Here is a 25,399-nt window from a genome sequence, read left to right on the forward strand (position 1 = left end):
TCGCTATTTCAATCGGGATATTTTAACTTGAAAATTTAAGCTAATATTGTTGCAATTCCTGATGTGAAGATATTGTCGCCGCTATGTCCTACGGGGTTGATTTACGGCATGGGTGTAGAGATTTGTTTTGATGGTTATTTGCGATCGCTGGTAAGTTCTTATCAGCAGTGGTGGCGTTTGTATACGCTGACGGATGCGACGGGTCGGGAATCGCAAGGGGTAGAACGCGAACAGATTGCGCCTACTTTCTTTGATTTTGGTTTAATGGTGCAGACGGTGGAGCCGCCAAAGGCTGAGCAGGAAAGAGAATCAGAAGGCGATCGCTAAAGGAAAAGACGATGTTGCCGATGAGGAACAGACTTTTGACTATTTTGATTTTAGATAAATTAAGAATAGTTGCAAGAATATTACTGTAACTCTAAAAAAATCAGATAATATAGCCCTATATGTAAAGTTGTGTTAATTTGCTTTTTGGAAGTCCAAAAATGATTCCTGACAATGAAAACTTAGTGATTTATGAAATGATTTTTGAATTGAGATGCCGACAGAAAAAAGGTTCCGAATTTCAGTCTTTCTTTGAGAAAATTATGTTCAAAATCGATCCAAGTTTTATAGCAATCAAGCCTTCTGGAAAGGAAGGTGATTGGAAGTGTGATGGATTTTCAAAAAACACGGGTACAGTTTATCAATGCTATTCACCAGAAGACTTAGGTAAAAGCTCAACAGCGTCAAAAGCGGCGAAAAAAGTCAAGGATGACTTTGAAGGAGCTAAAATCCATTGGGCTAAAGAGATGCGTCAGTGGATATTTGTATGGAGTGCTGATGGTCAACTTCCACCACAAGTTCTTAAAACTTTAACGACAATAGAGGCGGACAATCAAGACTTGATAATTGATAACTGGAGTCAAGAATCTCTATGGCGAAAAGTATCCCAACTTGCTAAAAATGAGTTAGAAATAATTATAGAATTTTCGCTAAATCTAGCAGCCGCACCAGAAACAACTGCAATAGAAGTCGAAAGTCTTTTATCTTATTTAACTCGACAAGAATTAGAGCCAATTCAAACAGATTTAGGACACATTGATCTTCAAGATAAATTAGACAAAAACAACTTAACTCCGAGAGTTCAAACTTTGATAAAAAATGCAATGCCAATAGTTAAGATAGTAGAAGACTATACTAGAAGACATCCAGATATCGAGTATTCTGGTATCATAGCTCAAGTGTTGACTAATAAGTATCGTTCACTTTTAAAAGAAAATAGAAGAGATTCCAATGCAATATTTTTTGCTTTAATTAATTTTGTCTCTTTAGAGAAGATGACCCAAGATAAGTTCTTTTGGGCTTCTATTGGAATTGTTTCACATTATTTTGAATTATGCGATATATTTGAAAAATGATCCTTCCTACAAAGCATATTGACACAAAAAGATCTCTCATTTGGTTAGGCGGCTTAATTCTACAGCGATTGATGAAGCCTCAAACCGTGACATCTTTGTGGGAAGATTTAAGAGGTTATCCAGAAATAGGCACTTTTGAAAGATTTTCTCTTGCTCTCGACTTTCTCTACACCATTGGGGTAATAGAGTTTCAAGAGCATCTACTGCGGAGGTGTACATAATGCTTTATTCTGTACGTTGTGATCTTCTTACATTTAAAACTGTTACATTTCACAGTGGGTTTAATGCGATTGTTGCGGAGAGATCTGAACATTCAACTCATAAACAATCTCGTAATGGGAGTGGAAAAAGCTCATTAATTGAAATTATTCATTTTTGTCTTGGTGCTAAAGCTATTAAGAAAAAGGGTGTCATGGCAGAAGCCCTTCAAGGTTATACTTTCGCGATTGATCTTGATCTTGGAGGTAAACGATTCAGTGTAAGCCGTAAGACTAGAGAGCCAAACTATGTAGTAATAGATGGAGATTGGTCAGATTGGGTCATCAAACCGACAGTAGATAAAAAAACGAAGGAGCCAAAGATATCTATAAATCAGTGGTGTTTGGTTCTCAATTGGTTAATGTTTGGGTTGTCTCCAGAAGTCAGCGGACAAAAACATTCACCTACCTTTCGCAATTTAATTTCTTATTTTGTAAGGAGGACAAGAGACTCATTTAGTAGTCCTTTCTTACATTTTCCTAGACAACCTGAATGGCAAAAGCAAGTCGATCATACTTTTTTGCTTGGTTTATGTTGGGAACATGCCCAGAAGTTACATGATTTGAATGAAAAAATTGAAAGCTTATCACAATATAAGAAAGCTGCTGCTTCTGGACTTATTAGTGGATTTATAGGAAGTGTTGGAGAACTTGAAGTCACAAAAGTTCAACTGGAAGAGCAAGTTTTTAAAGAACAAGAGCAGTTAAGCAACTTTAGAATTCATGAGCAATATAGACAAATAGAAGAAACTGTAAATACATTGCATGAAAAAATTCGTCGTTTTCAAAACGAAAATGTTAGCGCTCGTAAAATGCTTGAGTACTATGAAACTATCTATCAACAAGAGCAACCTGCGGATGAAAACGCAATTGCAAAAATGTATAAAGAAGCTGGCGTGATATTACCTGAGCGAATCACTAGAAACCTCAGTGAAGTTCAGGACTTTCACCGAAAAGTTACAATAAATCGCAAAAACTTTTTGAAGTCGGAAATTGAGAGGTTGAGAAACGAAATACAGAAAGTAGATATAGAGCTTGCTGAGCTTAGAGAAGAGTATTCTTCTTTGATGTCTATTTTGCAGACTCATGGGGCTTTAGATGAGTACAGCAAATTACAGCAACATAATATGCAGGCTGTTACAAAGCTTGAGGAGATAAAGACGCGAATTGATAATCTTAAGAAATTTCAACAAGGAAGTATGTCATTGAATATAGAAAAAGATAGACTTCTTCTTGATGCTTACTCTGATTATCAAGAGAGAAGTTCTGTTCGACAAAAAGCTTTGTCCCTTTTTAACTCAAATTCTGAAGCTATTCATGAGGCTCCGGGTAGTCTGATAATGAATGTTGATAAACACGGTTTTAGATTTAATGTAGAAATTGATAAGTCTCAAAGCCAAGGTGTTAACCAAATGGGAATATTTTGCTATGACCTGATGCTTGCTCAAATTTGGGCTTCAAAAGATAAAAGTCCCAATATGCTTATTCATGACAGTACTATTTTTGATGGGGTAGATGAGCGTCAAATAGCTCAAGCACTTCAGTTAGCTGCCAGAGAGTCCCAAAAGCTCAATTTTCAATATATTTGTTGTCTCAATTCTGATTCAATACCATTAAAGGAATTTGATAACAGTTTTGATATTCAGCCTTATAAAATATTGGAGTTATCTGACACAGGAGAAGAGGGAGGACTATTTGGAATTCGTTTTTAACCTAATCATGTCTAATGTCATACGAAACTACCTTTAATTCGTCTACCTAATAAAGTAAAAGTTGCCAAGCGACAATGTAACAAAATAGGAGTGTATATTCACAAAAGAGGAGACAACATCGGCACACAAAACAACTACTACGGCACAGACGACCCCAACACCCAAGAACTAGCCAAAGAACTCGATGAAATCCTGCAAGGAATCGTCCCCCAAATCTCCGATCCCACCAGCGAAGCAGGCAAAGAAATCATCACCGCCGCCGCAATGGAAGAGATAGAGAACAAACCAACCCTTAAAGATCGTCTAGTTGCTGCATTTAAAGCAGGTGCATTTGAAGCCATCAAAAAAATTGCCAAAAATGACTTTGTTGAAGTCTTCCTTACCGCCTTCAAAGCAGGACTTGAAGCCAAACCTAAAAAGTAAAATATAGCTATATGCAGGAGCTTAGACAATGACAACAACTACACAAACCCTAGATACAGAAATCTTGCAAACCATAGCCCAAATGCCAGAACCACTCAAACGAGAAATTCTGCACTATGCCAAATATCTTATCGATAACCACTCCAAAGAAATCACCCAAGATGCACCAACAACTAGAAAACGTCGGGTAGGAATCTTAAAAGGGACATTCGTATTACCATTGCCCGATGACTTTGACGAGCCACTAGAAGACTTTAAGGAATATATGGAATGAGTCAATTTCTACTAGACACCCATACATTCATTTGGCTATCAGAAAATAGCGATGAGCTACCCAGCAAACTCAAAGATATCATCGAAGAAGCCGATACCGTATATCTCAGCATCGTTAGTCTGTGGGAAATTGCCATCAAGTTAAATCTCGGCAAATTGTCACTGCAACAAGACTATGAAGCTATTGAAACAGAACTTGAAGCCTCAGATATCCTATTGCTTCCCATCACATTTAGCGACACGATCCAAATCCGCGATCTTCCACTACATCACCGCGATCCATTTGACCGAATGTTGATCGCCCAAGCAATTACCCGATCGCTCACTTTAATTAGTCGAGATGTCGCCTTTGATGCCTATCCCATTCAACGGTTATGGACATAAACAAATTGAGTGAGTTACAAAAAATCTACTCGCTATGAATTGCAAAGACTATACTGTAAAGATATAACAGGAGGACTGATGAACTTAACCGAATCAGCAAATACTTCCATGAAAATGTTCTCTCTACAAGTACAAAAAGAAGGACAAATTAACATCCCTCAAGATGTACTAAATACACTGCAAACCCACGAAGGACAAACCCTCACCCTGCTCCAAATCGGTGAATTTGCTGTAATTGTCTCCAGAATCCCCCAAGTCACAACCCTGACAGAAAACTTTGTATCCATTATGAATACAAATAATGTCACTGTAGATGAACTCTTAGAAGGACTACAAGAAGAACGTCAAGCAATTTGGCAAGAGCAACAAAAAATCAGTGCGTAGAATATTTTTAGACTCAAGCGTTATCATCGCTGCTTGCGGTTCGCGTAGTGGCGCTAGTCATGCCGTCATCGTCATGGCAGAAATTGGACTATTTAAAGTTCTGATTTCCGAGCAAGTCATCGAAGAATGCGATCGCAACATCACCAAAAAACTACCTAAAGCCTTACCACTCCTCAAACAAATCCTAAGCATCATTAATCCTGAAATTCTGCCTAATCCCGCGATCGCAGATGTCGTTAAATGGGAAGCGATCATCGAGCCTAAAGATGCGCCTATTTTAGCCGCCGCCTTATTAGCTCAAAGCGATCGGCTTTTGAGTCTCAATACTAAAGACTTTACCCCAAATGTAGCCAAGCAAAGCGGACTAAAACTTCAAACACCCAGCGAGTTTATCCAAGAGATTCGCTCAATTCTTACTCAAGAACTTTGACTAAATAAAGTTTATAACTACCATTCGACACCTTAACAAAAGATGAAATTGCTAATCAATTGCTTTATATTTAAAGCGATCGGCGATCGCTAGCAAAGACCTAGGCTTAATTGCCCTCCCTTCTGCTGGCTTTTAGTTGGTCAAAGATTCACGGTAATTTACTGAAAATTTTCTATGTCATCGCAAAATTCTAATGATTAAGATATCTGTGCGGTAGCCGACAAGTGGGGCAGTAGTCTAGCTTTAGGCATAATTTAATACTGCTTTAGCGATCGCTTCGGTTATCCGAAGCTTGTATTCTCAACAGTCGGGTAATATATACTGGTAGTCCAAACTCAGATTAAATATCACATTTGGCACGATTTCCCGTTTTTAAATCCCCGTTTAACTGCATTCGGTAGCTATGTTTAACTTAAAAAACCTGATTGGCGATCCTAATAAGCGCAAGCTCGACAAACTCCGTCCCGACGTGGCTCTCATCAACTCCCTCGCCCCAGAGTTAGCGGCGCTGAGCGATCGCGAATTGCAAGCAAAAACAGGAGAGTTTAAACAAAGGCTAGAAAAAGGCGAAACCCTTGATGACTTACTGCCCGAAGCTTTTGCCGTAGTCCGTGAGGCAGCAACTCGCGTTTTAGGGTTAAGGCATTATGATGTACAAATGTTTGGTGGTATGGTTTTGCATCGTGGCGAAATTGCCGAAATGAAAACAGGGGAAGGCAAAACCCTCGTCGCAACCTTACCTAGTTACCTAAATGCACTGAATGGCAAAGGCGTTCATGTCGTTACAGTTAACGACTATCTAGCGCGGCGTGACGCAGAGTGGATGGGGCAAGTCCATCGCTTTTTAGGAATGTCCGTAGGTTTGATCCAAAACTCGATGGAGCCAGTTGAGCGCCGCAAAAACTATAACTGCGATATTACCTACGCCACCAATAGCGAATTAGGCTTTGACTATCTACGCGACAACATGGCGACTAGCATCGAAGAAGTCGTACAACGTCCCTTTAATTTCTGTGTGATCGATGAAGTTGACTCGATCTTGATTGACGAAGCCCGTACCCCCTTGATTATTTCGGGCATGGTCGAACGCCCTACCGAGAAATATTTAGGCGCAGTCCAAATTGCTGATCAATTGCAAAAAGAAACCCACTACGAAGTTGACGAAAAACAACGTAACGTCGTCATGACCGATGAAGGCTTTGAATTAGCCGAAAATCTATTAGGGGTTAAGGATTTATTTGACCAGCAAGATCCTTGGGCGCACTATGTGTTTAATGCACTTAAGGCGAAAGAACTTTTCTTAAAGGATGTTAATTACATCGTCCGTGATGAAGAAGTAACCATTGTTGATGAATTTACAGGTCGGGTCATGCCCGGTCGTCGTTGGAGTGATGGATTACATCAAGCGATCGAGGCAAAGGAAGGTGTACCCATTGAAAATGAAACCCAAACCCTTGCGACAATCACCTATCAAAACTTCTTCTTGCTCTATCCCAAATTAGGGGGAATGACAGGTACTGCGAAAACTGAGGAAGCGGAACTTGGCAAGATCTATAATTTGGAAGTTACTACCATGCCCACTAATCAGAAGAGTGGACGGGGAGACTGGTCGGATGTAGTTTATAAGACCGAAGCGGCAAAATGGCGAGCCGTTGCCGAAGAATGCCGAGAAATGCATGAATTAGGTCGCCCCGTCCTCGTGGGAACTACCAGCGTGGAGAAATCAGAAGTTCTCGCGCGTCTATTAAGTGAGAAGAACATTCCCCATAATCTGCTTAATGCGAAGCCTGAGAATGTGGAGCGGGAAGCCGAAATCGTCGCTCAAGCAGGACGTAAAGGCTCCGTCACGATCGCCACTAATATGGCAGGTCGTGGTACAGACATCATCCTTGGTGGTAATGCTGACTATATGGCTCGCCTCAAGGTACGCGAGAACTTTATGCCCCAGATTGTGCGACCTGAAGATGACGACGACTTTACCAATGAAGGTCAACGCATGTTTAGCGATCGCGCCCCTAAGGGTCAGGGCTTCGGTACAAGCGCAGAAGACAAAAAGAAAAAGAATTGGAAAGTATCCGATAGCCTTTTCCCTTGTGAACTGTCTAAAGACGCGCAAGTAATGCTCAAGGAAGCTGTTGATTTTGCAGTTACTAAGCTCGGCAGAATGAGCCAGACGGAACTAGAAGCCGAAGAGATGCTCGCTGTCGCTTCCGAAAAAGCACCTACCGATGAGGAGGTCATTCAAAAATTGCGCGATGCCTTTACCTTGATTAAGCGAGAATACGAAGCGGTTACCGATGCCGAACATGAGGAAGTAACTAAGCTCGGCGGCTTGCATGTCATCGGCACAGAGCGCCACGAATCCCGTCGAGTAGATAATCAATTGCGCGGTCGTTGCGGTCGTCAAGGTGACCCCGGCTCAACCCGATTTTTCCTCAGTCTTGAGGATAACTTGATGCGGATTTTTGCGGGCGATCGCGTGGCAGGTTTGATGAATGCCTTCCGTGTGGAAGAAGATATGCCCATCAGTTCAGGAATGCTCACCAGCGCTCTGGAAAACGCTCAGAAGAAAGTCGAAACCTACTATTACGACATTCGGAAGCAGGTCTTTGAATACGATGAAGTGATGAACAATCAGCGTCGAGCGATTTACGCCGAGCGTCGTCGGGTCCTAGAAGGAGAAAACCTCCGCGATCGCGTCATCGAGTATGCTGAGCGCACCATGGACGATATTGTCAATGCCTACGTCAATCCCGAGCTTCCTCCTGAAGAATGGAACCTCACAGCAATGGTGAAGAAGGTAAGAGAGTTTGTGAATCTTCTCCAAGATCTGGAAGCAGATCAACTCGATGATATGTTCTTGCCTGAAATGCAAGCTTTCCTAAGAGAAGAAGTCCGTCGTGCTTACGAAATTAAAGAAGCTCAAGTGGAATCGCTACAGGTTGGCTTAATGCGTCAAGCGGAGCGATTCTTTATCTTGCAAAGAATCGATACCCTCTGGCGCGATCACTTGCAAGCGATGGAAGCTCTGCGTGAGTCCGTCGGTTTGCGTGGCTATGGACAAAAAGATCCCTTGATTGAATATAAGAGCGAAGGTTACGAAATCTTCCTAGACATGATGACCCAAATCCGTCGTGATGTTGTCTACTCTCTCTTCGAGTTCGATCCCCGTCCTAAACAACAACCCGAAACCCTAGAAGCTGAATTTGTCTAATACCAAAATAAGAAATGGCTACGCCATTTCTTATTTTAAAAACCCTTACTGGGTTTGCTTTTTAATTCACAAAAGTGTTCTCACAATTCACGAAAGTGTGAGAATTATGCAACAAAAAATAAAAAAGGAGCGTGAAACGCTCCTTTTTTATTGAAAATTAACGAACAAAGGCAGGCATTACTTCAGCAGCAGTCATCAGACCATAAATACCGCGCTGATGGAATTGCTTACCAGCCTTGAGATAGCCAAAAGCAGGTCCACATACATTAGCCGCCATGCTGGTTTCATCACCAAGGGTGAAAGTATGGGTGGAGATCTTGCCCTCAAAGGTGCGACCTGTCAGCTTCATATTCGTGCTGAGAGGCTTCTTAGGATTGCGGGTATCGACTACGCCGCCAACGGTAACCCGATCGCGATCGCAAATTCCCACCCGTTCGAGCATGATGTCATCGGCATGTTCCATATTTTCCAGCGAGATTAAACCATTGGTCTTTTCGAGGAGAGCCTCTACTTCCGCATCGGTCATCGCTTGAGCCATATCGACGGTATAGCCCGACATATGCGCGATATCTTCGCGAATCGTAGCGCGGTAAGCATTCCAGTTGGCAATCCCGACCCCGAAGGTAATCTCAACCTTGTGAACTTCCGCAAAGCTTTGAGCGGCGATCGCTGCGGCGGCTGTCAATAATCCGGGGGTTGCACCACAGCCCGACATATAGGTAATCCCTGCGGCGGCTAGGTCTGGGGCAAGGGCAATCATTTGCTCAACGGCGCTAGTACGCTTAATTGCGTCAACTAGTACACCCTGCCAACCTGAAGCGATGAATTGCTTAGCCACGCTTGCCATGAAGGTATTGGGCAAGTTAGGCAATGCGAGGAAATAACCATCGACATCTTTTGCTGAGGCGATCGCCTCAGCAATGCTTTCCTGTGTAAGAAGCCCCGATCCTTCGAGATAGCCCAGTGAGCCTTGGTTTTGATAAGTGGCGATCGCTTTGTTAGCATCTAGCCCCTGTGGGTCATAGGCAAAGCCTTCTTTGTCAGCAGCTACGACTAGCTGCATTTCTTGCTTAGCGCTCAGCAACTTTGCCGCCGCCTGACCTAATCCACCAAACCCTAAAATTCCAACTTTTAATGTCATTAAATTTAACTTCGTTTATCGCTATGGTAATTTGCAGTTCTAATCTGATCCTCTAATTTGCCATATTTTTGGACTCAGTAGCACATGGGATTAATAGTCTTGAAGTAATAGAATCAATACTCAGAATATTCAGGATTTGTGTAGTTTCATGCCGACATTTAGATAAATATGGTCTAATCTTCTTAGAATCTAGCGCTTTAGTAATCGAGAGCAGTAAATTATGTCAAATGATAGCGATCGCACTCAGAATATCCCTGTCAAACTTGAAGATGGCACAATCATTCTGGTTGAGGTAACGCAAACTGGGCGAGAAGATGTGGCAAATGAAGCCAGTAAGTTTAAAGCGGTAACTGATGCCCTTGGAGGAATTGTCCAAGCGATCGCTGAGCCGATAAATCGTGCTAAACCGAATAAGGCGACGGTGAAGTTTGGCATGGAGTTAGCGGTTGAGGCGGGTCAGTTAACAGCCGTGCTGGTCAAAGGCAGTGGTAAGGCAAATCTCGAAATTTCGCTGGAATGGACAAAAGAAGCAGGGACGGTGAAAACCATTGGCTAGTCTCAGTCCAGATAATCTCAAAACTTGTACTGTGAAGTTAAGCATTGATAATACTCACGGTACAGGTTTCTTTGTGGCGGCGGGGCTGATTTTGACCTGTCATCATGTGGTTAAAAATGCTGGCGATCGCCCGATTAAGGTGCGATGGCAAAACCAAGAGGATTTTGCAGTGGCGACGGTTTTGAAGGCTTTCCCCGATCCTGTCGATCTGGCTTTGTTGCAATTTGAGACGTTGGAAACTTCAGCCTGTGTGGAGTTGGATGGGGCGATCGCTGCTTTTGATGATCTTTTTGCCTATGGCTATCCTGATGTTGATCCGAATGGTGCAGGTGTGGTGTTGCGATGCGATGGGCTGAATGGTGATGTGCCGCCGAAGATTAAGTTTAGTGATGGCAGGGTGCGCTCTGGTTTAAGTGGTGCGCCATTGCTTAATCCTGCTACGGGTAAGGTTTGCGGGGTTGTGAAATATACGGAAGATCGCAGTTTGCCCTTGGGTGGTGGTGGGATTCCCATCGCGACAGTTTTTGAATATTTTCCCGATCTTGCGACTCTAAATCGTCAGTTTCACCAGCAGCAACGGGGTGATGTGAATCCTTTTCAGTATGGTGCGCCTGTGTCGCCCGATCGCTTTTATGGTCGGGGGAGTGCGATCGCGGATGTCAAAAATCGGATTGGGGCAAAATCGGCGCAATGTGTGAATATTGTCGGGTTGCGGCGTAGCGGTAAGAGTTAGTGGTTGCGGAACAATTTTTTGCTTGTTTGATTGGGGCTTTAGGAATTGTGGCGGATAATTTGTGTCTGGCGATCTCTGTGCGTACGGATTTCTTTGTTACAATCCTAGCAAGATTCTGTATTGTGTCGTATTAGAGGATTTACTAGATTTTCAACCCTACACAATGTTATATCTCGTTTATTTTATTAAAATATTGGGCGGACAATCTCATTTCGCGTTAAATTTTTCAGGACAATACATCTCTAAGTAATTAATACTATGCAATTAAAACAAATTAAATTTTCACGATTTAAGGGAAGTGCAAGTGAGTGGAGTGTTGAAGGAAGACCAATCAACGGTCAATTCGGTCAATGGTTGGAACTGAATAATGTCAATCTAATTACTGGAAGAAATGCTTCGGGAAAAAGTAGGACTATTTTTGCAATTCGCCACATTGCTGATTTGTTCTCTGGTGATGTTGATCTGTCTAGACTTCATGCTTTAGGATACGGCACAGCAGAATATCAACTAACTTTTAATAGTGATGAGAATAATTTAATAGAATATTTTTTAAACTTTGAAAATGGTGAAATTATTCAAGAACAACTTATCGAAAATAGAGAAGAAAAACTAAATCGCACGAAAGGTAAGCTTTGGTATGAAGGATTGGGAGATTATTTAGATTTTGAAGTCGATAGAGATGTCTTAGCAATTTCAAAACGGGATAAAAAACAACATCCATTCTTTGAAAAACTTCACTCTTGGGGAGATAGATTAAATTTTTATCGATTTGGTGGGCAGTTGGGGAAAAACGCCTTATTAAAGGACATCAATGCTGTAACTCTAAGCAATGAGAAGGTTGACTTAAAAGATGGGGATGAAGTAACGGGAATTTTTGTTAAGGCGAAAAAGCAATTTCCCGAATCATTTGTTGCAGCGATTATTAAGGATATGAACTACATAGCCTATCATCTAAATTCAGTAGATGTTATACCGCTCAAAAATTTTCCAGTAACTGCTTATGGTTTAGCAGCCTATGAGATGGATTTAAATCATCAGACAGATCAACAAGAAATGTCTCAGGGAATGTTTAGAGCATTATCTCTACTCATTCAATTAAACTATGCGATTCTGACAAGAGAACCAAGTTGCATTCTCATCGATGATATTGGTGAAGGATTAGACTTTGAACGCTCACAGTATTTAATTGAACTCATTCTCGATAAGTTTAAAAATTCTTCAGTACAAGTCATTATGACAACTAATGATCGAGTTGTTATGAATAAAATCCCTTTGGAATACTGGCAAGCTATAGAAAGAGTTCCTAACAAATCTTTGTTTTATAACTATCAAAATGCAAGAGACATCTTTGATGATTATCGGCATTCTGGTTTAAGTAATTTCGATTTTTTGAAAACAGGATTTTATATTACTGGTTTTGAGGGAGAAGAGGAGGAATGAAAAAGATTGCTTTTTACGTTGAAGGGCAGACCGAACTGTTTTTCCTGAATAAACTTTTGATTGAGATTTCTGGAGCTAGGAATATTATTCTACTTTTAAAAAAGTTTAATGGAAAAAATCAGCCTCCAACGATTTATCCAAAATCCCTATCTCAGGCAGTTAATCCATCTCATACGGCTTTAATTTATAACTGTGGTAGTGATGAGGGGGTAAAAACGAGAATTCTAGAAGATTATCAAGATTTGATAAACGAGGGTTATCTTGAAGTTATTGGAATTAGAGATTTATATCCTTTACATTTGACAGATCTTACAGGATTAGAGAATGGGCTAAGAAATGGTGTCCCTAATCGTAAAGGACAAAAACCACTACCAGCAAATGCTTCCATTATCGTAGCTGTACACGAAGTTGAAGCATGGTTTTTATCCGAATACAATCATTTTAGTTGTATAGATCCTAACTTAACTCAAACTCTAATAAATTCAAAGTCATCAATTTTAGGGTTCAATCCTTATGTCGATGACATGACTTTAAGATATGAACCTCATGAAGACCTTAAAAAAATCTATCAACTTGTAAGTAAAACATACACCAAAAAGAAATCACATATTGAGAGAACGGTTGAATGCTTAGATTATGAAAACGTTTATATTAATTTAAACTTGAGAGTGGCTAAATTAGGTGATTTAATCTCTAAAATCGACAGTTTTTTAACCTAAGTCAGATGAGTATAGCCTTTCTATCTATCACAAAAGGAACACCCCTTTTATCTCCAACATTAATCCTCAACGCTTGCATCACCTTATTCACATTCTCAGCAGCCAAATTCTTTAGAGAATTTGGCGCTACATATCAAGGCTAGTCAAAAGAAAAGCCATCCCACTTTGGCAAGCCGTAATCAAACAATGGCAAACCATCATTCAGCAAGAACTAGAACAACTCCAACGCCAATCCCAAGGCGAAATCCTTAACCCCTTTCAATATGGCAATCCTCTCACCCGCGACAGGGCGCAACTATTTAAAGGACGTTCCGCCTTTGCCGATCAAATCGTCCGCCAAATCCTTGATCGCAACCGTCCCACAATCATCCTGCATGGTCCCCGACGCTGTGGCAAAAGTTCCTTTCTGCTCAACTTACCTCACCTCTTAACTAGTGACGTTTTACCAGTATACATCGACCTCCAGAGCCAATCCGCTAGCCAAAGCGAAGCCGACTTTTGGTTCACCATCGTTCGCGCTATCCACCGCGATGCTCGTAGCCAACAGGTACTCTTACCCACCCCACCCAAACGCGAAGAATTTCGCCTCAGCCCTTACCCCCAGCTTGAAGACTGGCTCGACACCGCCCTAACCCAATTAGGAGACAGACGTATCCTGCTGAATATCGATGAATTTGAAGCGATTGGAACAGCAATGGAACAGGGACGCATTAGCACCAATCTCTTTGACGAACTCCGCAGCCTAATCCAACATTGGGATCGCCTCAGTTTCCTTTTCTCTGGAGTCCAAACCCTACACGAACTCGGAACCAATTGGAGCAGCTACTTCATTAGCGCCATGCCTATCGAGATGACCTATCTTAATCCCAACGAAGCCAAAGAACTGCTCCTAAATCCCGATCCCGAATTCACCCTCGAATATGACACAGGCATCGTTGACCAAATCCTTACCCTCACCCGTTGCCATCCCTACCTCCTCCAACTCCTCGGCTGGGTACTCGTGCAACTAGCCAACACCACCCACACCCAAATCGTCACACCCACCCTCCTCCAATCCGCTATCCCCGAAGCCTACATCAACGGCATCGGCTACTTCACCAACGTTTGGGAACAGTTCACAGGCACATCCCCCACCGAAGTCACCGCAGGTCAACAACAACTCCTAGCCCTAGCCCAAGGACAACACCCCCACCCTACTGACGAAGCAGCCGAAAAATCCCTCCTAAGAATGCTCCGCTATCACATCATCGAGAAAATCGATAACCAGTACAAATTTGAAGTTCCCTTAATCGAACGCTGGGTCAGAGAGAAGTCAAATTGAATATTTGCTAGCCTGTGTCAAAATATGAAAGTAGCGATAATACAAAGTTAGACTAATCAATGAACGAGATCATGTTTATTATCGAAGATGCCGATGAAGGTGGATATATTGCCCGTGCTTTAGGTTCATCTATTTTTACAGAAGCCGATTCTTTAGAAGAACTATATGAGTTAATCCGTGATGCGGTTCGGTGTCATTTTGATGAAGCCGTTTTACCAAGGATAATTCGCTTGCACTTTATTCGCGAAGAAGTTATTGCTGTATGAGAATACCCCGCGATATTTCAGGCACGGATTTAGTAAAACTACTGAGTAAATTTGGCTATGAAAACACCCGTCAAACTGGTAGCCATATGCGCCTGACTACTCAACAAAATGGCGAACATAACGTTACAATCCCCTATCACAATCCTTTACGAGTAGGAACGTTGTCAGCAATCTTAGCTGATATCGCCAATCATTTTGGTTTAACAAAAGATGAACTTATACGCAGATTATTTGAACGATAAACTATTCTCTTCTGACAGCGATCGCTAGATGGCAAAATAAGAAAGTGGCGATCGCTATATTTCTCACAAATCTTGCTTAGCGCTCAGCAACTGGCTTCTTGGGTATGCAAGTGACCACAGCTATAAGTGAGAAATTTCGTAATTTAGTTTAAGCACAAGATGCTGTAGAAAAAATCAACCCTCAAGTATTAGGAGTTGGCACAATGTGCCAACTCCTAATACTTGAGGGTTATGTCCTAACCAAAATGACGACAGCTATAAAACCAACACGGTTTTGCGTTAGTCGTTGCGTTTGAATGATTCTAGCCATTCGCGCAATTGTTGGGACGCAATATCTTTGCCGCCTAGACCAAAGGCAACCGCGATCGCTACCGCAATTGCTCCAGTCAATAAACCAAAGGCAAGATCGACAATATTACTAGCAATGCCCATCTGTTTTAGAGCCATCGCCGTAATTAGCGCCACAATGGAAATACGCGCTGCATGACCGAGGATTCTTGCCTGTCTACCGCCAGTACTAGCAATTAAGTTAAAGGCAAGATTAGCCAGATATAATCCAATGCCAAAGATCACTACGCCACTTAATACCTGACCTGCAACCTGTAATACGCCAAAGACAATGCGGGTTAAGGCATTAATTTGTAAAACATCCGTAGCAGTGGCGATCGCTACCAGCATAATCGCTAGAAATACGATGATACCGACAATTTGCGAAGGAGTTTGCGGGGGGAGAGAAGTGTTTACATTGGAATCAGGATTTTCGTAAAGCGCGTCAGTCTGAGTTGTGACCGCAATTTGGTTAAATCCTAGCAACTGCAAAATATTATTAAATCCAAGCCCAGTCAAGATACTAGAAACAATATCTCTGACAAACTGACCCAGAAAATAAGCAACTACCACAATTACCGTAGCAACAAAAACCTGAGGTAAGAAGCGGAGTACTTGATCGAGCATTGTCGTTGCTGGACGCGAAATTGCGCCAATTTCCAATGCTTCTAAGGTGGAGATAGCAGTAGGAATGAGAATCAAAATATATACAAAGTTCCCAATTACTTGAGAAAGAGTATATTCAGTTTGATTAGAAGTCCAACGATTAAGAAATCTATCAGCACCGCTAGTAGCCAACAAATTAGTGGTAATCCGTTTAACTACTTGAGCAATCAACCAACCAATACCGCCAATCATGACAGCCTTGAGGATTTTGGGTAAAGCACTCAAAATCTGATTAACGAGATTTTGGACAGGTTGAAGTGCTTGAACTAAGCCGAGAGTATCAAGGACTAAGGGCAGAAACAGCAGCAAAATAAACCAATACAAAGCGGAAGAGAGCGTCTCACTGAGAGGCAAAGATTCCGTAGGAGAATCGGAGACACTTTCGTTTACTTTGGCATCAATATTCGCCGATCGCAAAAAGCGACCAACAATCATTTTGCTAATAGTGGCTAAGACCCATGCAATCCCCACAAGAATCGCTGCGCCGCCAAGCTTAGGAAGAAATGATGTAATTTGTCCTAATAATCCATTTAATGGAGTAGCAACAGCATCGAGTTTTAGGTATTGAAAGAAGCCAACTAAAGTAAAAAGCAGTATTATCCAAAAAACCGTAGCACTAGCCCATTTCTCAATGGGGAATGTGTCGGTATTGTTAGTTGAACCAGTTAACCAACCAGCAAGCTTATTATCTATGCTAGTTTTCTTTAGTAAATTTTCGGTCATAGACGCGAAAAATATGGCGATGATCCAACCGCCAACCAAAATTAAAACCGCAAAAATGATTTGAAAGACCAGTCCGTCAGGTCTGAGCAAATCTTCAATTGCAAAACTTTTGGTGGTCGATGTTTGAGCCAATAGAAAAGAAGTAAATTGGGGCATATCACACCATAAACAGAATAATCAAGGGTATTCCTCTCTCCGTTATAGTAAGTGTAGTCCCATCCCATAAATAGCTAATAATAGTTAAGCTTTTACCTAAATATAGATAAAAAACTTAATACGAAAATTTCAAGTATAGCCCTGTAAGCTTTACTTATAGCAGTGGTCACTTGCATTAGGATAAATCAAAGCATCAGAAGACGAGTTGCGGCGCGAAGCGCCGCAACTCGTCTTCTGGTTTTGTGTCCTAACAAGAATGGCAACAGCTATACTTCCTTCCCCCTAATTCTGGGGTTATCGTTTTTTCTTACCTTTAGCCATCGTCAGAATTTCAGACTGAGCAATTTCAGCATCCAGAATTGTCTGTCCTGTGGCTGCTAAAAATACATCATCCAGACTGGGACGGGACTGAGACAGGCTAAAAACATTGATATCGACCGCCGCCAACATATTTTGAATTTCGCTAATGGCGTTGGGATCAGGAGTCACAAATAGATTTACGGCATTACCCTGCGCGGCATTGATCGTAATGCTTTGAACAATTGGCAATTGTTGCAAAATCTTTTGGGCTTGTTCTGCCTCATAACGTTCCGCAAATTCACGAATCCGAATGGTAATACGATCGCCACCGACTTTAGTTTTTAGCTCGTCGGTTGTACCCTCAGCAATAATTTTGCCTTTATCAATAATGGCTACGCGATCGGCAAGGGCATCAATTTCTTCGAGATAGTGACTGCTAATTAAAACCGTTACCCCTGAGACGCGGAGTTTTCTTAAAAATTCCCAAATCCCAATCCGACTTTGAATGTCTAGCCCTACCGTTGGCTCGTCCAGAATTAGCACCGATGGTTGATGGAGCAAACCTGCGGCAAGGTCAAGACGTTTTTTCAGCCCTCCCGAATAGGTTCCTGACAGTTTATCGGCATAGGCTTCAAGTTGCAGCAGATCTAATACGCTATCAATGCGATCGCTGATTTGGGCTTTAGGAATGTGATATAAAGCTGCTTGAAAGCGTAATAACTCGCGCCCTGTTAAAACTTTGTCTAGAGCTACTTCTTGGGCTACATAACCAATGCGATCGCGAATTGCTCGTGGCTCTGTTGCCCCAGCCACTTCCACTATTCCTGAATCTGGGGATGTTAATGTGCATATACAACGCATGGTTGTAGTTTTGCCTGCCCCATTAGGTCCTAGAAGCCCGTAAATTTGTCCCTGTGTAACATTTAGCGAAACTCCATCTACGGCTATAGTCTCGCCATAAGTTTTCCTGAGATTTTCAATTCTTACTGCCGATTGCATTGGGGGTGTCTAATATTACGGTCTGTTAACCTATTTTAGCGGTGAGCTTCTTAAAACCGCAATAAATTATCCCAAGGCGATCGCTTTTTTATCTTCAGAACTTAGATATAGCAATTCTATAGCTATGTCTAAGTTCCTACCCAAGAATTAGTTGTGCGGCGCTTCGTGCCGCACAACTAATTCTTGGGCGGGAAGGGAGTAGCAAATCTTGTTAAGAACAAAAACCGAAGAAGCAAGTGGCGGCGCTTCTTCGGTTTTTGGCTTGTCCCAATACAAGTTTCTAACAAGGGGCTTAAGCCCCTTGTCTTTCTCACAAATGAAATAAAATAGCTTGCACTCTTGCAAGCTATTTAGTATTGCTATAAATGTATCGAAATATATTATTAAGTAAACTTTAATTTCATTGTTAAAATTACTGCTAAATATAATTCTATGCTTTGAGGGCAAGGGGGAAAAAGCCACTTTAAAAGGTTGCTTTAATATTGCTTCAAATCGCTTTAGGAATTTGCGCGAAACGGGTAAATACGAGACAAGTACATTTACTTAGATTTAGGGGTATGGAAAAGGATTATGCTAACAATTAATCGCACTTTAGATGAAAAGCTCGGAACCGTTGATCGTGTCTATTTAACGGATACTGATTTAGTCAGTCTAGAAAGATTTGCCAGCAATTTTTCAGTAAGAGTGAAAACTTACAACCTTTTGCGAGATCACGCCGATGAGATGGTGCTGCGAACCTTAAAACTCTTGGCTCAGCAATATCCAGAGTTAGTGCAGAAGCAATTACAACGTTGCAAATACGACATGTCTAACATGATCCGTTACACGTCTTTATCTATATTGCGTGATGATGAGCTATTCTTTCGCGAGACATTAATGGATTGGTTGGGGAATATTATTAATTCCTACCAAGTTGGCAAAGAATGTTCTACAGCCTATCGGTTGTTTCAACATGTAGTTGAAGAGATACTGCCTGCGGAAAGTTCTACTTTAGTCAAGCCTTATTCAGAAATGGCAGTCACCGTATTGCTTAATGCCTAGTTTGTCTATTCTGCTCGACCTTAGCATCGCAGTCCTTAAGATTTTATCCCCGAGACGGAATAAATGAATTTACTGGCATCCTTTAAGAGAATATTTGGAGAGTTTTATGAGCAGCTATATCCCCGTTACCATCGATCGCAAATCTACTGAAGCCGAACGTCAGATTGCTCTTCAGCAAATCTATACGCAAGTGCTAGAGCGTCAGCCCTATGAGCATGAACGCAAGGTAGTTGCGAAAATCGAGAAAGATTTTCTCAAAGGGAAGCTCGGTGTGCGTCATTTTATTGGCGAACTAGTGATGACATCTGTATATCTCAGCAGCTTTTACCATAACTGCTCAAATCTCAAATTCGTGGAATGGAGCTTTAAGCATCTCCTTGGTAGGGCTTTACGAGATAAGGCAGAAATCGCCCAATATATGAATTTGTTGATGAAAGCGGGGGTTTCGGCTTTTGTTCATGAGATTCTTGGCTCTGAAGAATACCGCAAAGCATTTGGTTGCTTTACCATTCCCTATGCGAGAGATGTCAAGTTCTATGATTCACCTCGTAACTATTTGCAAACTAACTTGCTCCAGCATGAGCATGTCGGACAAAGGGGTCGGGTGATTCCCACGATGTATTGGCAGCAGCTTGGGTTGGATTGTGAGCTTGGTTCCTGCGTGCTTCCTGAAGAAATGATGCATGATGCGGAAGCAGTCCAACATTCTGTGCATTCGGCAACGGAAAGGAAAAATGCTTTGGCTCAAATCTATGCTCAAATTTTTGAGAGACAGCCCTACGAATTTGAACGCAAAGAAATTGCCCAACTAGAGCAAGATTTTCTCGTGGGTAAAGCGGATGTGCGGCATTTCCTTGGTGAGCTAGTCATGTCTAAGCTATACCTCAACAGCTTTTACAATGATTGTTCCAATTTGAAGTTTATGGAATTTAGCTTCAAGCATTTGCTGGGTAGAACTCTCCACGATCAAGAAGAAATTAGTATTTACACAGATGTATTAACTAAGCATGGGGTAGCGGCTTTCTTCCATAGAATTTTTGATTCTGAGGAATATAGAAAAGCTTTTGGCTGTAATACGGTTCCTTATGCTCGTCATACGCAGTTCCATGACTCACCTCGCAATTATTTACAAAGTGAGCTGGTACAACATGAACTCTTGGGTCAGCACGGCAAGGTTGTGCCAACGCTCTACCGTCAGCAGTTGGGCATGGATGATGAGACTAGTGAGGTTATTTTAAATGAAGCGCCTAAAGGGAATAAAGGGAAAGAACCAGTTTCTCGATCGCTAAATGAGGAAATTGAAGAGCTTTTGCAAATGTTGCAAAATAGTGATGCAAGACAGGTTCTTCAAAGCATGAATGAAAATCAGCGATCGCTACTTCGCAATTTGGCTAAATAAAATAAAGAAGGGTTGCTAAGCAACCTTTTGCCGATTTATATAGTTTAAAGTGGCGATGCAAAGCATCGCCACTTTAAACTATATAAATCGGATTTAATATAATGATGGCTAAGATATGGATCGAGTCTTACAGGAAATAGGGCGATCGCCTTTAATCATTGCGGAAATTGCAATCGGATTTATTCTGTTTTGGGTTGGGCAGTTTGTTTACCAAAAGCTATTTCGGCGAGAGATCGAACTCAATCTTGAGCTATTTGTGAGGGATAATTCCGCAGTTGCCGTTGCTTTAGTTGGCTATTATTTGGGCATTGCGATCGCCTTAAAAAGTGCGCTCAGAAAAGATCTGATCGGTTGGGAAAATATTCTTTTAAATTTAACCCTCTATGGACTATTAAGCATTGGCTTAATGTTTGTCGGTGCAGTGGTCTGCGATCGCTTAATTTTGCGGCGCTGTGATAGTGCTAGAGAGATTCGCGAAGAACGTAATTTTGGCGCAGCGTCCCTTGAGGCGGGTTGTCATGTGGCGAATGGCATCATTATTAGTTCGACGATGGGTGGTAATTCGGGAACATTGCTGGTCGGTTTAGCTAGCTATGCGATCGGGCTAAGCATTTTGGTAATTGCTAGTTTTAATTATTCGGCGATCGCGGGTTACGACGTGTTTAAAGCTATCCAAGAACATAACAATCCTGCTGCTGGAGTTGCCTTTGCAGGATTATTAGTAGCGATCGGCAATATCGTTCATGTAGCATTTTTACCTGAATTTGAGAATTGGGGTCTTAGTTTTGGTTTGTATGTGTTGGCGATTCCCTTTGGTATTTTGATGTTGGCAGCCATTCGTTGGGTTGCCGATCTTATTCTTGTCCCGGGAGTCAAAATTTCCGATGAAATTGTCCGTCAAGAGGTTCCTAATCTTGGCGCAGGTTTGATTGAAGCGTTTGCGTATATCGCAGGTTCTTTGTTAATAGCATGGAGTATTTAATAAGTAGAGCTGTGGTCACTTGCATTAGGACTAATCCAAACCCAAGAAACGAGTGGCGGCGCGAAGCGCCGCCACTCGCTTCTTGGGTTTTGGTTTGTACTGGCTAACTCTTGCTTTGCTATAGTTGAAACCCAAACCCCAAAAGCTATATCGCCCGCTATGCGGGCGATATAGCTTTTGGGGTTTGGGATCAACAAGGGGCTTAAGCCCCTTGTTGATAGCCGACTTTAATCACAAAATAAAATGCAGATCCCTCTGTCACAAGGTCAGATTGCCAATTTTCTGGAGGATTACCACCCACATGACCAAAGCTTTCAACCCATAGATTTCCTTCCATTAATTCCACCAATTTCTTGCAAATAGCCAAACCTAGCCCCGTACCACCATATTTTCGAGAGATGGAAGTATCCGCTTGAGTAAAAGCATGGAATAAATTAGTCAAGCGATCGCTTTTAATACCAATTCCCGTATCAATAACCGCAAATTGTAATTCGTAATGCTCATGATCTAAGGGTGTGCCACCAACTGCAACGGAAACCTTGCCCTGATGCGTAAATTTAATTGCATTCCCCACTAAGTTGATGAGAATCTGGCGTAACCGAGAGCTATCTCCAATCACTTTTAAAGGAAGTTCTGGAGACTTTGTGCATTGTATTTCCAAATGCTTGTCCTTCGCTTGACCGATCAGCAGATTATATGCCGAACTTAAAACATCAGCAAGTTCAAATTCTCTATGCTCGATTTCTAGCATCCCTGATTCGATTTTAGAGAAGTCCAGAATATCGTTAATAATCGTTAAGAGAAAATCCCCACTATCGAGAATAGTTTGCACAAATTCTTCTTGTTCTTCGTTGAGATCCGTAGTGGCTAACAACTGCGCCATTACTAAAACTCCATTCATAGGGGTACGAATTTCATGGCTCATATTAGCGAGAAACTCACTTTTAGCCTTAGTCGCCTTTTCGGCAGCTTCCTTCGCTTTGGCTAAAGCTAGTTCTGAAAGCTTACGCTCTGTGATATCTCTGGATATTTGAATAACTGTATCTTCCGTTAGAGGCGAAACATTAGAAGAAAACCATATTTCTTTACCCTCTATTTCTAAAATATAGTCACAGCTAACGATTTGTTTGTTCCGCAAAGATTTTTCAATAGTTTGCAGTAGCAAATTGGCTACATAAAGCGGTAACTCTTCGTGAATGGGGCGGCTGATCACCTCTTCGCGAGTTCCCTTTAGATTCATGCTGTTGGTCGGGGCAACCTTAAGGCAATGACCATCTTTATGCCGAACTAAGACAACATCAGTCATTGATCTAAACAATGTATTCTGCTCGATATATGCAGCTTCGAGATTATCCTGACTCTCTCGCAGGTCGATCTCAATCTGTTTGCGATCGGTTACATCGAGATTAATTTCCGTAAAATGAACACATTGCGCTGTATTATCCCAGCTAGAATTCAAGGTATTACTGAGCCAGCGAATCTCTCCATCTTGCCGACGGATTCGATATTCAATAGTGGTATAGCAAACTGAAGTCATCATATCCTTCAAAACTGGTTCCACAATTGTTTGGAAGTCTTCTGGTAAAATCAATGAAGGCATTAATGTAGGATTCGCTTTGATTTCCTGACTTGTGTAGCCGTAAATTGTTTCGGCATTGGGAGAGCAATATTGACATTCCCAAATACCAACATCTCGCAGATATACGCCTGCGATAAATGCGGGAGTATTATCTAAAATAGAATTCAATCGAGATTGGGACTCTTGTAAATTAAGTTCTAATTGCTTGCGATCACTTATATCCTTCATCCCCCCAATTACACACTCCCTTCCATCTATACAAATTATGCTAGCAGACATCAAAACAGTCTTTTCAACTCTAGTTGCGGTTTTTATTACCACTTCAAAGTTTTGAATGCTGCCATCGGTTTGTAAGGTTTCCCGATAGCTAGAGAGGTCTTGGGCATCATGCCATAAACCAATCTCTACACAGGTCTTATTAAGAACCTCACTCTCAGGAATTTGCAGGAATTGACAAAAACTTTGATTAACATATAAGCATTTACCTTCAGGGAAAGTACATATCCAAGCAGGATCAGGACTTAATTGAAAAATTGCCGCAAACTTTACTTCAGAATCTTTGAGGGAGTTTTGCACCTGTTCAAAGGTGAGGCGAAGTTGCGCTGACATGGAGTTAAAGGCTTGAGAAAGAACTTTAATTTCCGAAATCGCCACATCTTCGGGTAAATTTTGCCAATTCCCTTTAGTCAAATCAGCACTTGCTTCACTAAGGCGGATGATCGGCTTAGTCATCCATTGAGTAATTAAGACACCCATTCCCATTGATACGAATAAAGTCAAAAAGCCTAGCAAAATCGTCCAATAATTATTATTGTTGATATCACCCATGAAATCTGATTCAGGAATGACTACTACCGCTAACCAGTCTAAGTCCTGAGAATCAAAAGTGTGTTTCAGGGGCAAGACCTTTACAAAGTATCCCTTCCCATTCTTTTGAAACTGTAGTTGTTGAGCGGTTGTAATACTTTCTAGATCTTGAAAATGTTCTTTAAGATATTGAGCCGTTATTTGAGTGAGTTCATTGTTGCTGTTAAAAATACTTAATCGGCGATTTTTAGGATCGACATTTTTGGCTATGCTGTCTTTATCCTGAGTTAAGGGCGATAATAGCCCCTGCTGAAAGGGAATTTCGCCCGTAGACATACCGATCATTTGTCCATTTCGCTCAAAAATAAAGGCTTGTCCTGCCTTCCCAATTTTGAGACTCTGCAAAAATTTTCCTAATTGAGTTAAAGAGACCGAAGAACCTAGAACTCCTTGAAAGTTATTATTGCGATCAAAAAGTGGCAAAAAATTAACTGCAACTAGGGAAGGGGCTTGAGGATTAGCTAGCGAAACATTGATCCGCCACAGCGATCGCCCTAATTGCTTTGTCTGTAAATACCAAGGATTATTGGGAGGATCGTTGTGTGGATCGTAGGTAGTCGATCTCCTAAGTAACTTGGTTCGATTGCCATCTTGATCAGCCAAATAATTATCCCAAGCATAATTAGTCGATGCATCTCTCAATCGCAGAGCTTGCTTACCATCGTCTAGTCTTTCGACAATGAGGATTTCTTTCTGCTCTGTGGCGATCGAGATCGAGGAGACACTGGTAAGGATTTGGAGTTTTTGCCAAAAATACTTCTCAACGATCGCTAAGTTTTGCCAGTCCAAAATCCCTAGCTTGATGGCAGTAGCATTATCCCGATTAATTACCGTGGGTAAATGTAAATAACTAGTGAGGTTTTGGTCTATGCGATCGCCCACTTCTTGCATGATCTGACTAGCTAAACTCTCTACAGCAGCCTCCCCACTGCGATAGGACAAATAGCTAACTAGTCCAACTGTTCCCACAATTTGTACAACAAAAGGTATGAGCATTACCCAATACAGAGAAATATTGCTTAACCCGAATTGTTTGCAAAAGTTTTTATAAGAAAGTCGAAAAAACATCTAAATACGCAGATGGGATATGTGAACCCGAAGAAAGACAAGATACCATTGCTAATCCTAGCCTGATGTAATAGAAAATCAAAACAAAAAGTAGCTAAAAATTCTGACATTTAATCAAGAGCCAGATATTTGATGGTGAGGCTTCACTGTGCCATCAAATATCTGATTCCTTATTTTATGGGGAAGTTCTAAGATCTAAATTACAGTGTTTTGCGCGTTCTTAAAACCCAAATAAATTTTGAAAAGTCTTGCAAAGCAAGCTTTTCAAAATTTATTTTTACTATCTGATGTTACGTGGAAGGAATAGCCAGTTTTTGGAGTTGAGAGAAACTAGCCCTAATAGCATTGAAGTAGAGTTTAGACTTGAGAGCAAAGTGATTGAGTTTAGTTTTGATCC

Annotated in this window: 24 protein-coding genes; 20 read left to right on the forward strand and 4 right to left on the reverse strand. The window is 41.5% G+C overall.

Annotated features, from left to right (window positions below; genetic code table 11):
* Positions 1 to 63 precede the first annotated feature (63 nt).
* The 10 genes from H6F42_RS09360 (at position 64) to secA (ending at position 8,477) form a co-directional block, all read left to right on the forward strand.
* Positions 64 to 327, forward strand: a complete 264-nt coding sequence (locus tag H6F42_RS09360) for a hypothetical protein (RefSeq protein ID WP_190399083.1) — start codon at positions 64 to 66, stop codon at positions 325 to 327.
* A gap of 158 nt (positions 328 to 485) precedes the next feature.
* The gene (locus H6F42_RS09365; RefSeq protein WP_190399084.1) at positions 486 to 1,400 is read left to right on the forward strand and encodes an ABC-three component system protein; all 915 of its coding nucleotides are present in this window, start codon (positions 486 to 488) and stop codon (positions 1,398 to 1,400) included.
* Positions 1,397 to 1,621, forward strand: a complete 225-nt coding sequence (locus H6F42_RS22300) for an ABC-three component system middle component 6 (RefSeq protein ID WP_347272297.1) — start codon at positions 1,397 to 1,399, stop codon at positions 1,619 to 1,621. The genes H6F42_RS09365 and H6F42_RS22300 overlap by 4 nt, the downstream gene beginning before the upstream one ends.
* Complete coding sequence (locus H6F42_RS09370; protein ID WP_190399085.1) at positions 1,621 to 3,369, forward strand: DUF2326 domain-containing protein; 1,749 nt, start codon at positions 1,621 to 1,623, stop codon at positions 3,367 to 3,369. Before H6F42_RS22300 ends, H6F42_RS09370 begins: the two co-directional genes overlap by 1 nt.
* 90 nt (positions 3,370 to 3,459) lie before the next feature.
* Positions 3,460 to 3,792 carry a hypothetical protein gene (locus H6F42_RS09375; protein ID WP_190399086.1) on the forward strand — a complete coding sequence of 111 codons (333 nt, stop codon included), beginning with the start codon at positions 3,460 to 3,462 and terminating at the stop codon, positions 3,790 to 3,792.
* 28 nt (positions 3,793 to 3,820) lie between these two features.
* A complete protein-coding gene (locus H6F42_RS09380) occupies positions 3,821 to 4,066 on the forward strand; it encodes a DUF2281 domain-containing protein (RefSeq protein WP_190399087.1) in 246 nt (81 codons plus the stop codon).
* A complete protein-coding gene (locus tag H6F42_RS09385) occupies positions 4,063 to 4,449 on the forward strand; it encodes a type II toxin-antitoxin system VapC family toxin (RefSeq protein WP_190399088.1) in 387 nt (128 codons plus the stop codon). The genes H6F42_RS09380 and H6F42_RS09385 overlap by 4 nt, the downstream gene beginning before the upstream one ends.
* Before the next feature lie 9 nt (positions 4,450 to 4,458).
* Positions 4,459 to 4,833 carry a hypothetical protein gene (locus H6F42_RS09390; RefSeq protein WP_190399089.1) on the forward strand — a complete coding sequence of 125 codons (375 nt, stop codon included), beginning with the start codon at positions 4,459 to 4,461 and terminating at the stop codon, positions 4,831 to 4,833.
* A complete protein-coding gene (locus H6F42_RS09395) occupies positions 4,826 to 5,263 on the forward strand; it encodes a PIN domain-containing protein (protein WP_190399090.1) in 438 nt (145 codons plus the stop codon). The genes H6F42_RS09390 and H6F42_RS09395 overlap by 8 nt, the downstream gene beginning before the upstream one ends.
* A 403-nt stretch (positions 5,264 to 5,666) precedes the next feature.
* Complete coding sequence (gene secA / locus H6F42_RS09400; protein ID WP_190399091.1) at positions 5,667 to 8,477, forward strand: preprotein translocase subunit SecA; 2,811 nt, start codon at positions 5,667 to 5,669, stop codon at positions 8,475 to 8,477.
* A 157-nt stretch (positions 8,478 to 8,634) separates the two neighbouring features.
* On the opposite strand, the gene H6F42_RS09405 is transcribed toward secA, so the two are convergent.
* The gene (locus H6F42_RS09405; protein WP_190399092.1) at positions 8,635 to 9,618 is read right to left on the reverse strand and encodes a saccharopine dehydrogenase-like oxidoreductase; all 984 of its coding nucleotides are present in this window, start codon (positions 9,616 to 9,618) and stop codon (positions 8,635 to 8,637) included.
* A gap of 220 nt (positions 9,619 to 9,838) precedes the next feature.
* Here H6F42_RS09405 and H6F42_RS09410 point away from each other — a divergent pair, with 220 nt between their 5' ends.
* The 7 genes from H6F42_RS09410 to H6F42_RS09440 all read left to right on the forward strand — a co-directional run bounded on the left by H6F42_RS09410 (position 9,839) and on the right by H6F42_RS09440 (position 14,895).
* Entirely contained in the window at positions 9,839 to 10,174 is a 336-nt protein-coding gene (locus H6F42_RS09410) for a CU044_2847 family protein (RefSeq protein WP_190399093.1), read from the forward strand.
* 31 nt (positions 10,175 to 10,205) lie between these two features.
* Positions 10,206 to 10,907 carry a serine protease gene (locus H6F42_RS09415; RefSeq protein WP_190399094.1) on the forward strand — a complete coding sequence of 234 codons (702 nt, stop codon included), beginning with the start codon at positions 10,206 to 10,208 and terminating at the stop codon, positions 10,905 to 10,907.
* Between the two features lie 258 nt (positions 10,908 to 11,165).
* Positions 11,166 to 12,347: an AAA family ATPase gene (locus H6F42_RS09420; RefSeq protein ID WP_190399095.1), complete on the forward strand. Its 1,182-nt coding sequence runs from the start codon at positions 11,166 to 11,168 to the stop codon at positions 12,345 to 12,347.
* Complete coding sequence (locus H6F42_RS09425) at positions 12,344 to 13,066, forward strand: hypothetical protein (protein ID WP_190399096.1); 723 nt, start codon at positions 12,344 to 12,346, stop codon at positions 13,064 to 13,066. The genes H6F42_RS09420 and H6F42_RS09425 overlap by 4 nt, the downstream gene beginning before the upstream one ends.
* A 244-nt stretch (positions 13,067 to 13,310) precedes the next feature.
* Positions 13,311 to 14,387, forward strand: a complete 1,077-nt coding sequence (locus H6F42_RS09430; RefSeq protein WP_347272298.1) for an AAA family ATPase — start codon at positions 13,311 to 13,313, stop codon at positions 14,385 to 14,387.
* Between the two features lie 59 nt (positions 14,388 to 14,446).
* The gene (locus tag H6F42_RS09435; protein WP_190399097.1) at positions 14,447 to 14,653 is read left to right on the forward strand and encodes a 2-oxoisovalerate dehydrogenase; all 207 of its coding nucleotides are present in this window, start codon (positions 14,447 to 14,449) and stop codon (positions 14,651 to 14,653) included.
* On the forward strand, positions 14,650 to 14,895 hold the full coding sequence (locus H6F42_RS09440) for a type II toxin-antitoxin system HicA family toxin (RefSeq protein ID WP_190399098.1): 246 nt from the start codon (positions 14,650 to 14,652) through the stop codon (positions 14,893 to 14,895). Before H6F42_RS09435 ends, H6F42_RS09440 begins: the two co-directional genes overlap by 4 nt.
* Before the next feature lie 279 nt (positions 14,896 to 15,174).
* Here the strand turns inward: H6F42_RS09440 and H6F42_RS09445 are convergent, their stop codons facing one another.
* Together H6F42_RS09445 and H6F42_RS09450 are read right to left on the reverse strand one after the other, a co-directional pair.
* Positions 15,175 to 16,767 carry a mechanosensitive ion channel gene (locus H6F42_RS09445; protein WP_190399099.1) on the reverse strand — a complete coding sequence of 531 codons (1,593 nt, stop codon included), beginning with the start codon at positions 16,765 to 16,767 and terminating at the stop codon, positions 15,175 to 15,177.
* A gap of 294 nt (positions 16,768 to 17,061) precedes the next feature.
* Positions 17,062 to 18,066, reverse strand: coding sequence for an ATP-binding cassette domain-containing protein (locus H6F42_RS09450; RefSeq protein WP_190399100.1), 1,005 nt, complete (start codon positions 18,064 to 18,066; stop codon positions 17,062 to 17,064).
* A gap of 570 nt (positions 18,067 to 18,636) precedes the next feature.
* Between H6F42_RS09450 and H6F42_RS09455 the strand changes: the two genes are divergently transcribed.
* From H6F42_RS09455 to H6F42_RS09465, 3 genes are all read left to right on the forward strand, one after another.
* Positions 18,637 to 19,107: a phycocyanin gene (locus H6F42_RS09455; RefSeq protein WP_190399101.1), complete on the forward strand. Its 471-nt coding sequence runs from the start codon at positions 18,637 to 18,639 to the stop codon at positions 19,105 to 19,107.
* Between the two features lie 106 nt (positions 19,108 to 19,213).
* The gene (locus H6F42_RS09460) at positions 19,214 to 20,506 is read left to right on the forward strand and encodes a phycobilisome rod-core linker polypeptide (RefSeq protein WP_190399102.1); all 1,293 of its coding nucleotides are present in this window, start codon (positions 19,214 to 19,216) and stop codon (positions 20,504 to 20,506) included.
* A 115-nt stretch (positions 20,507 to 20,621) separates the two neighbouring features.
* Positions 20,622 to 21,488, forward strand: a complete 867-nt coding sequence (locus H6F42_RS09465) for a DUF350 domain-containing protein (protein ID WP_190399103.1) — start codon at positions 20,622 to 20,624, stop codon at positions 21,486 to 21,488.
* 202 nt (positions 21,489 to 21,690) lie between these two features.
* On the opposite strand, the gene H6F42_RS09470 is transcribed toward H6F42_RS09465, so the two are convergent.
* Positions 21,691 to 24,930, reverse strand: coding sequence for a PAS domain S-box protein (locus H6F42_RS09470; protein ID WP_190399104.1), 3,240 nt, complete (start codon positions 24,928 to 24,930; stop codon positions 21,691 to 21,693).
* Between the last annotated feature and the right edge of the window lie 469 nt (positions 24,931 to 25,399).

Source organism: Pseudanabaena sp. FACHB-1998 (assembly GCF_014696355.1).
Classification (GTDB): Bacteria; Cyanobacteriota; Cyanobacteriia; order Pseudanabaenales; family Pseudanabaenaceae; genus Pseudanabaena.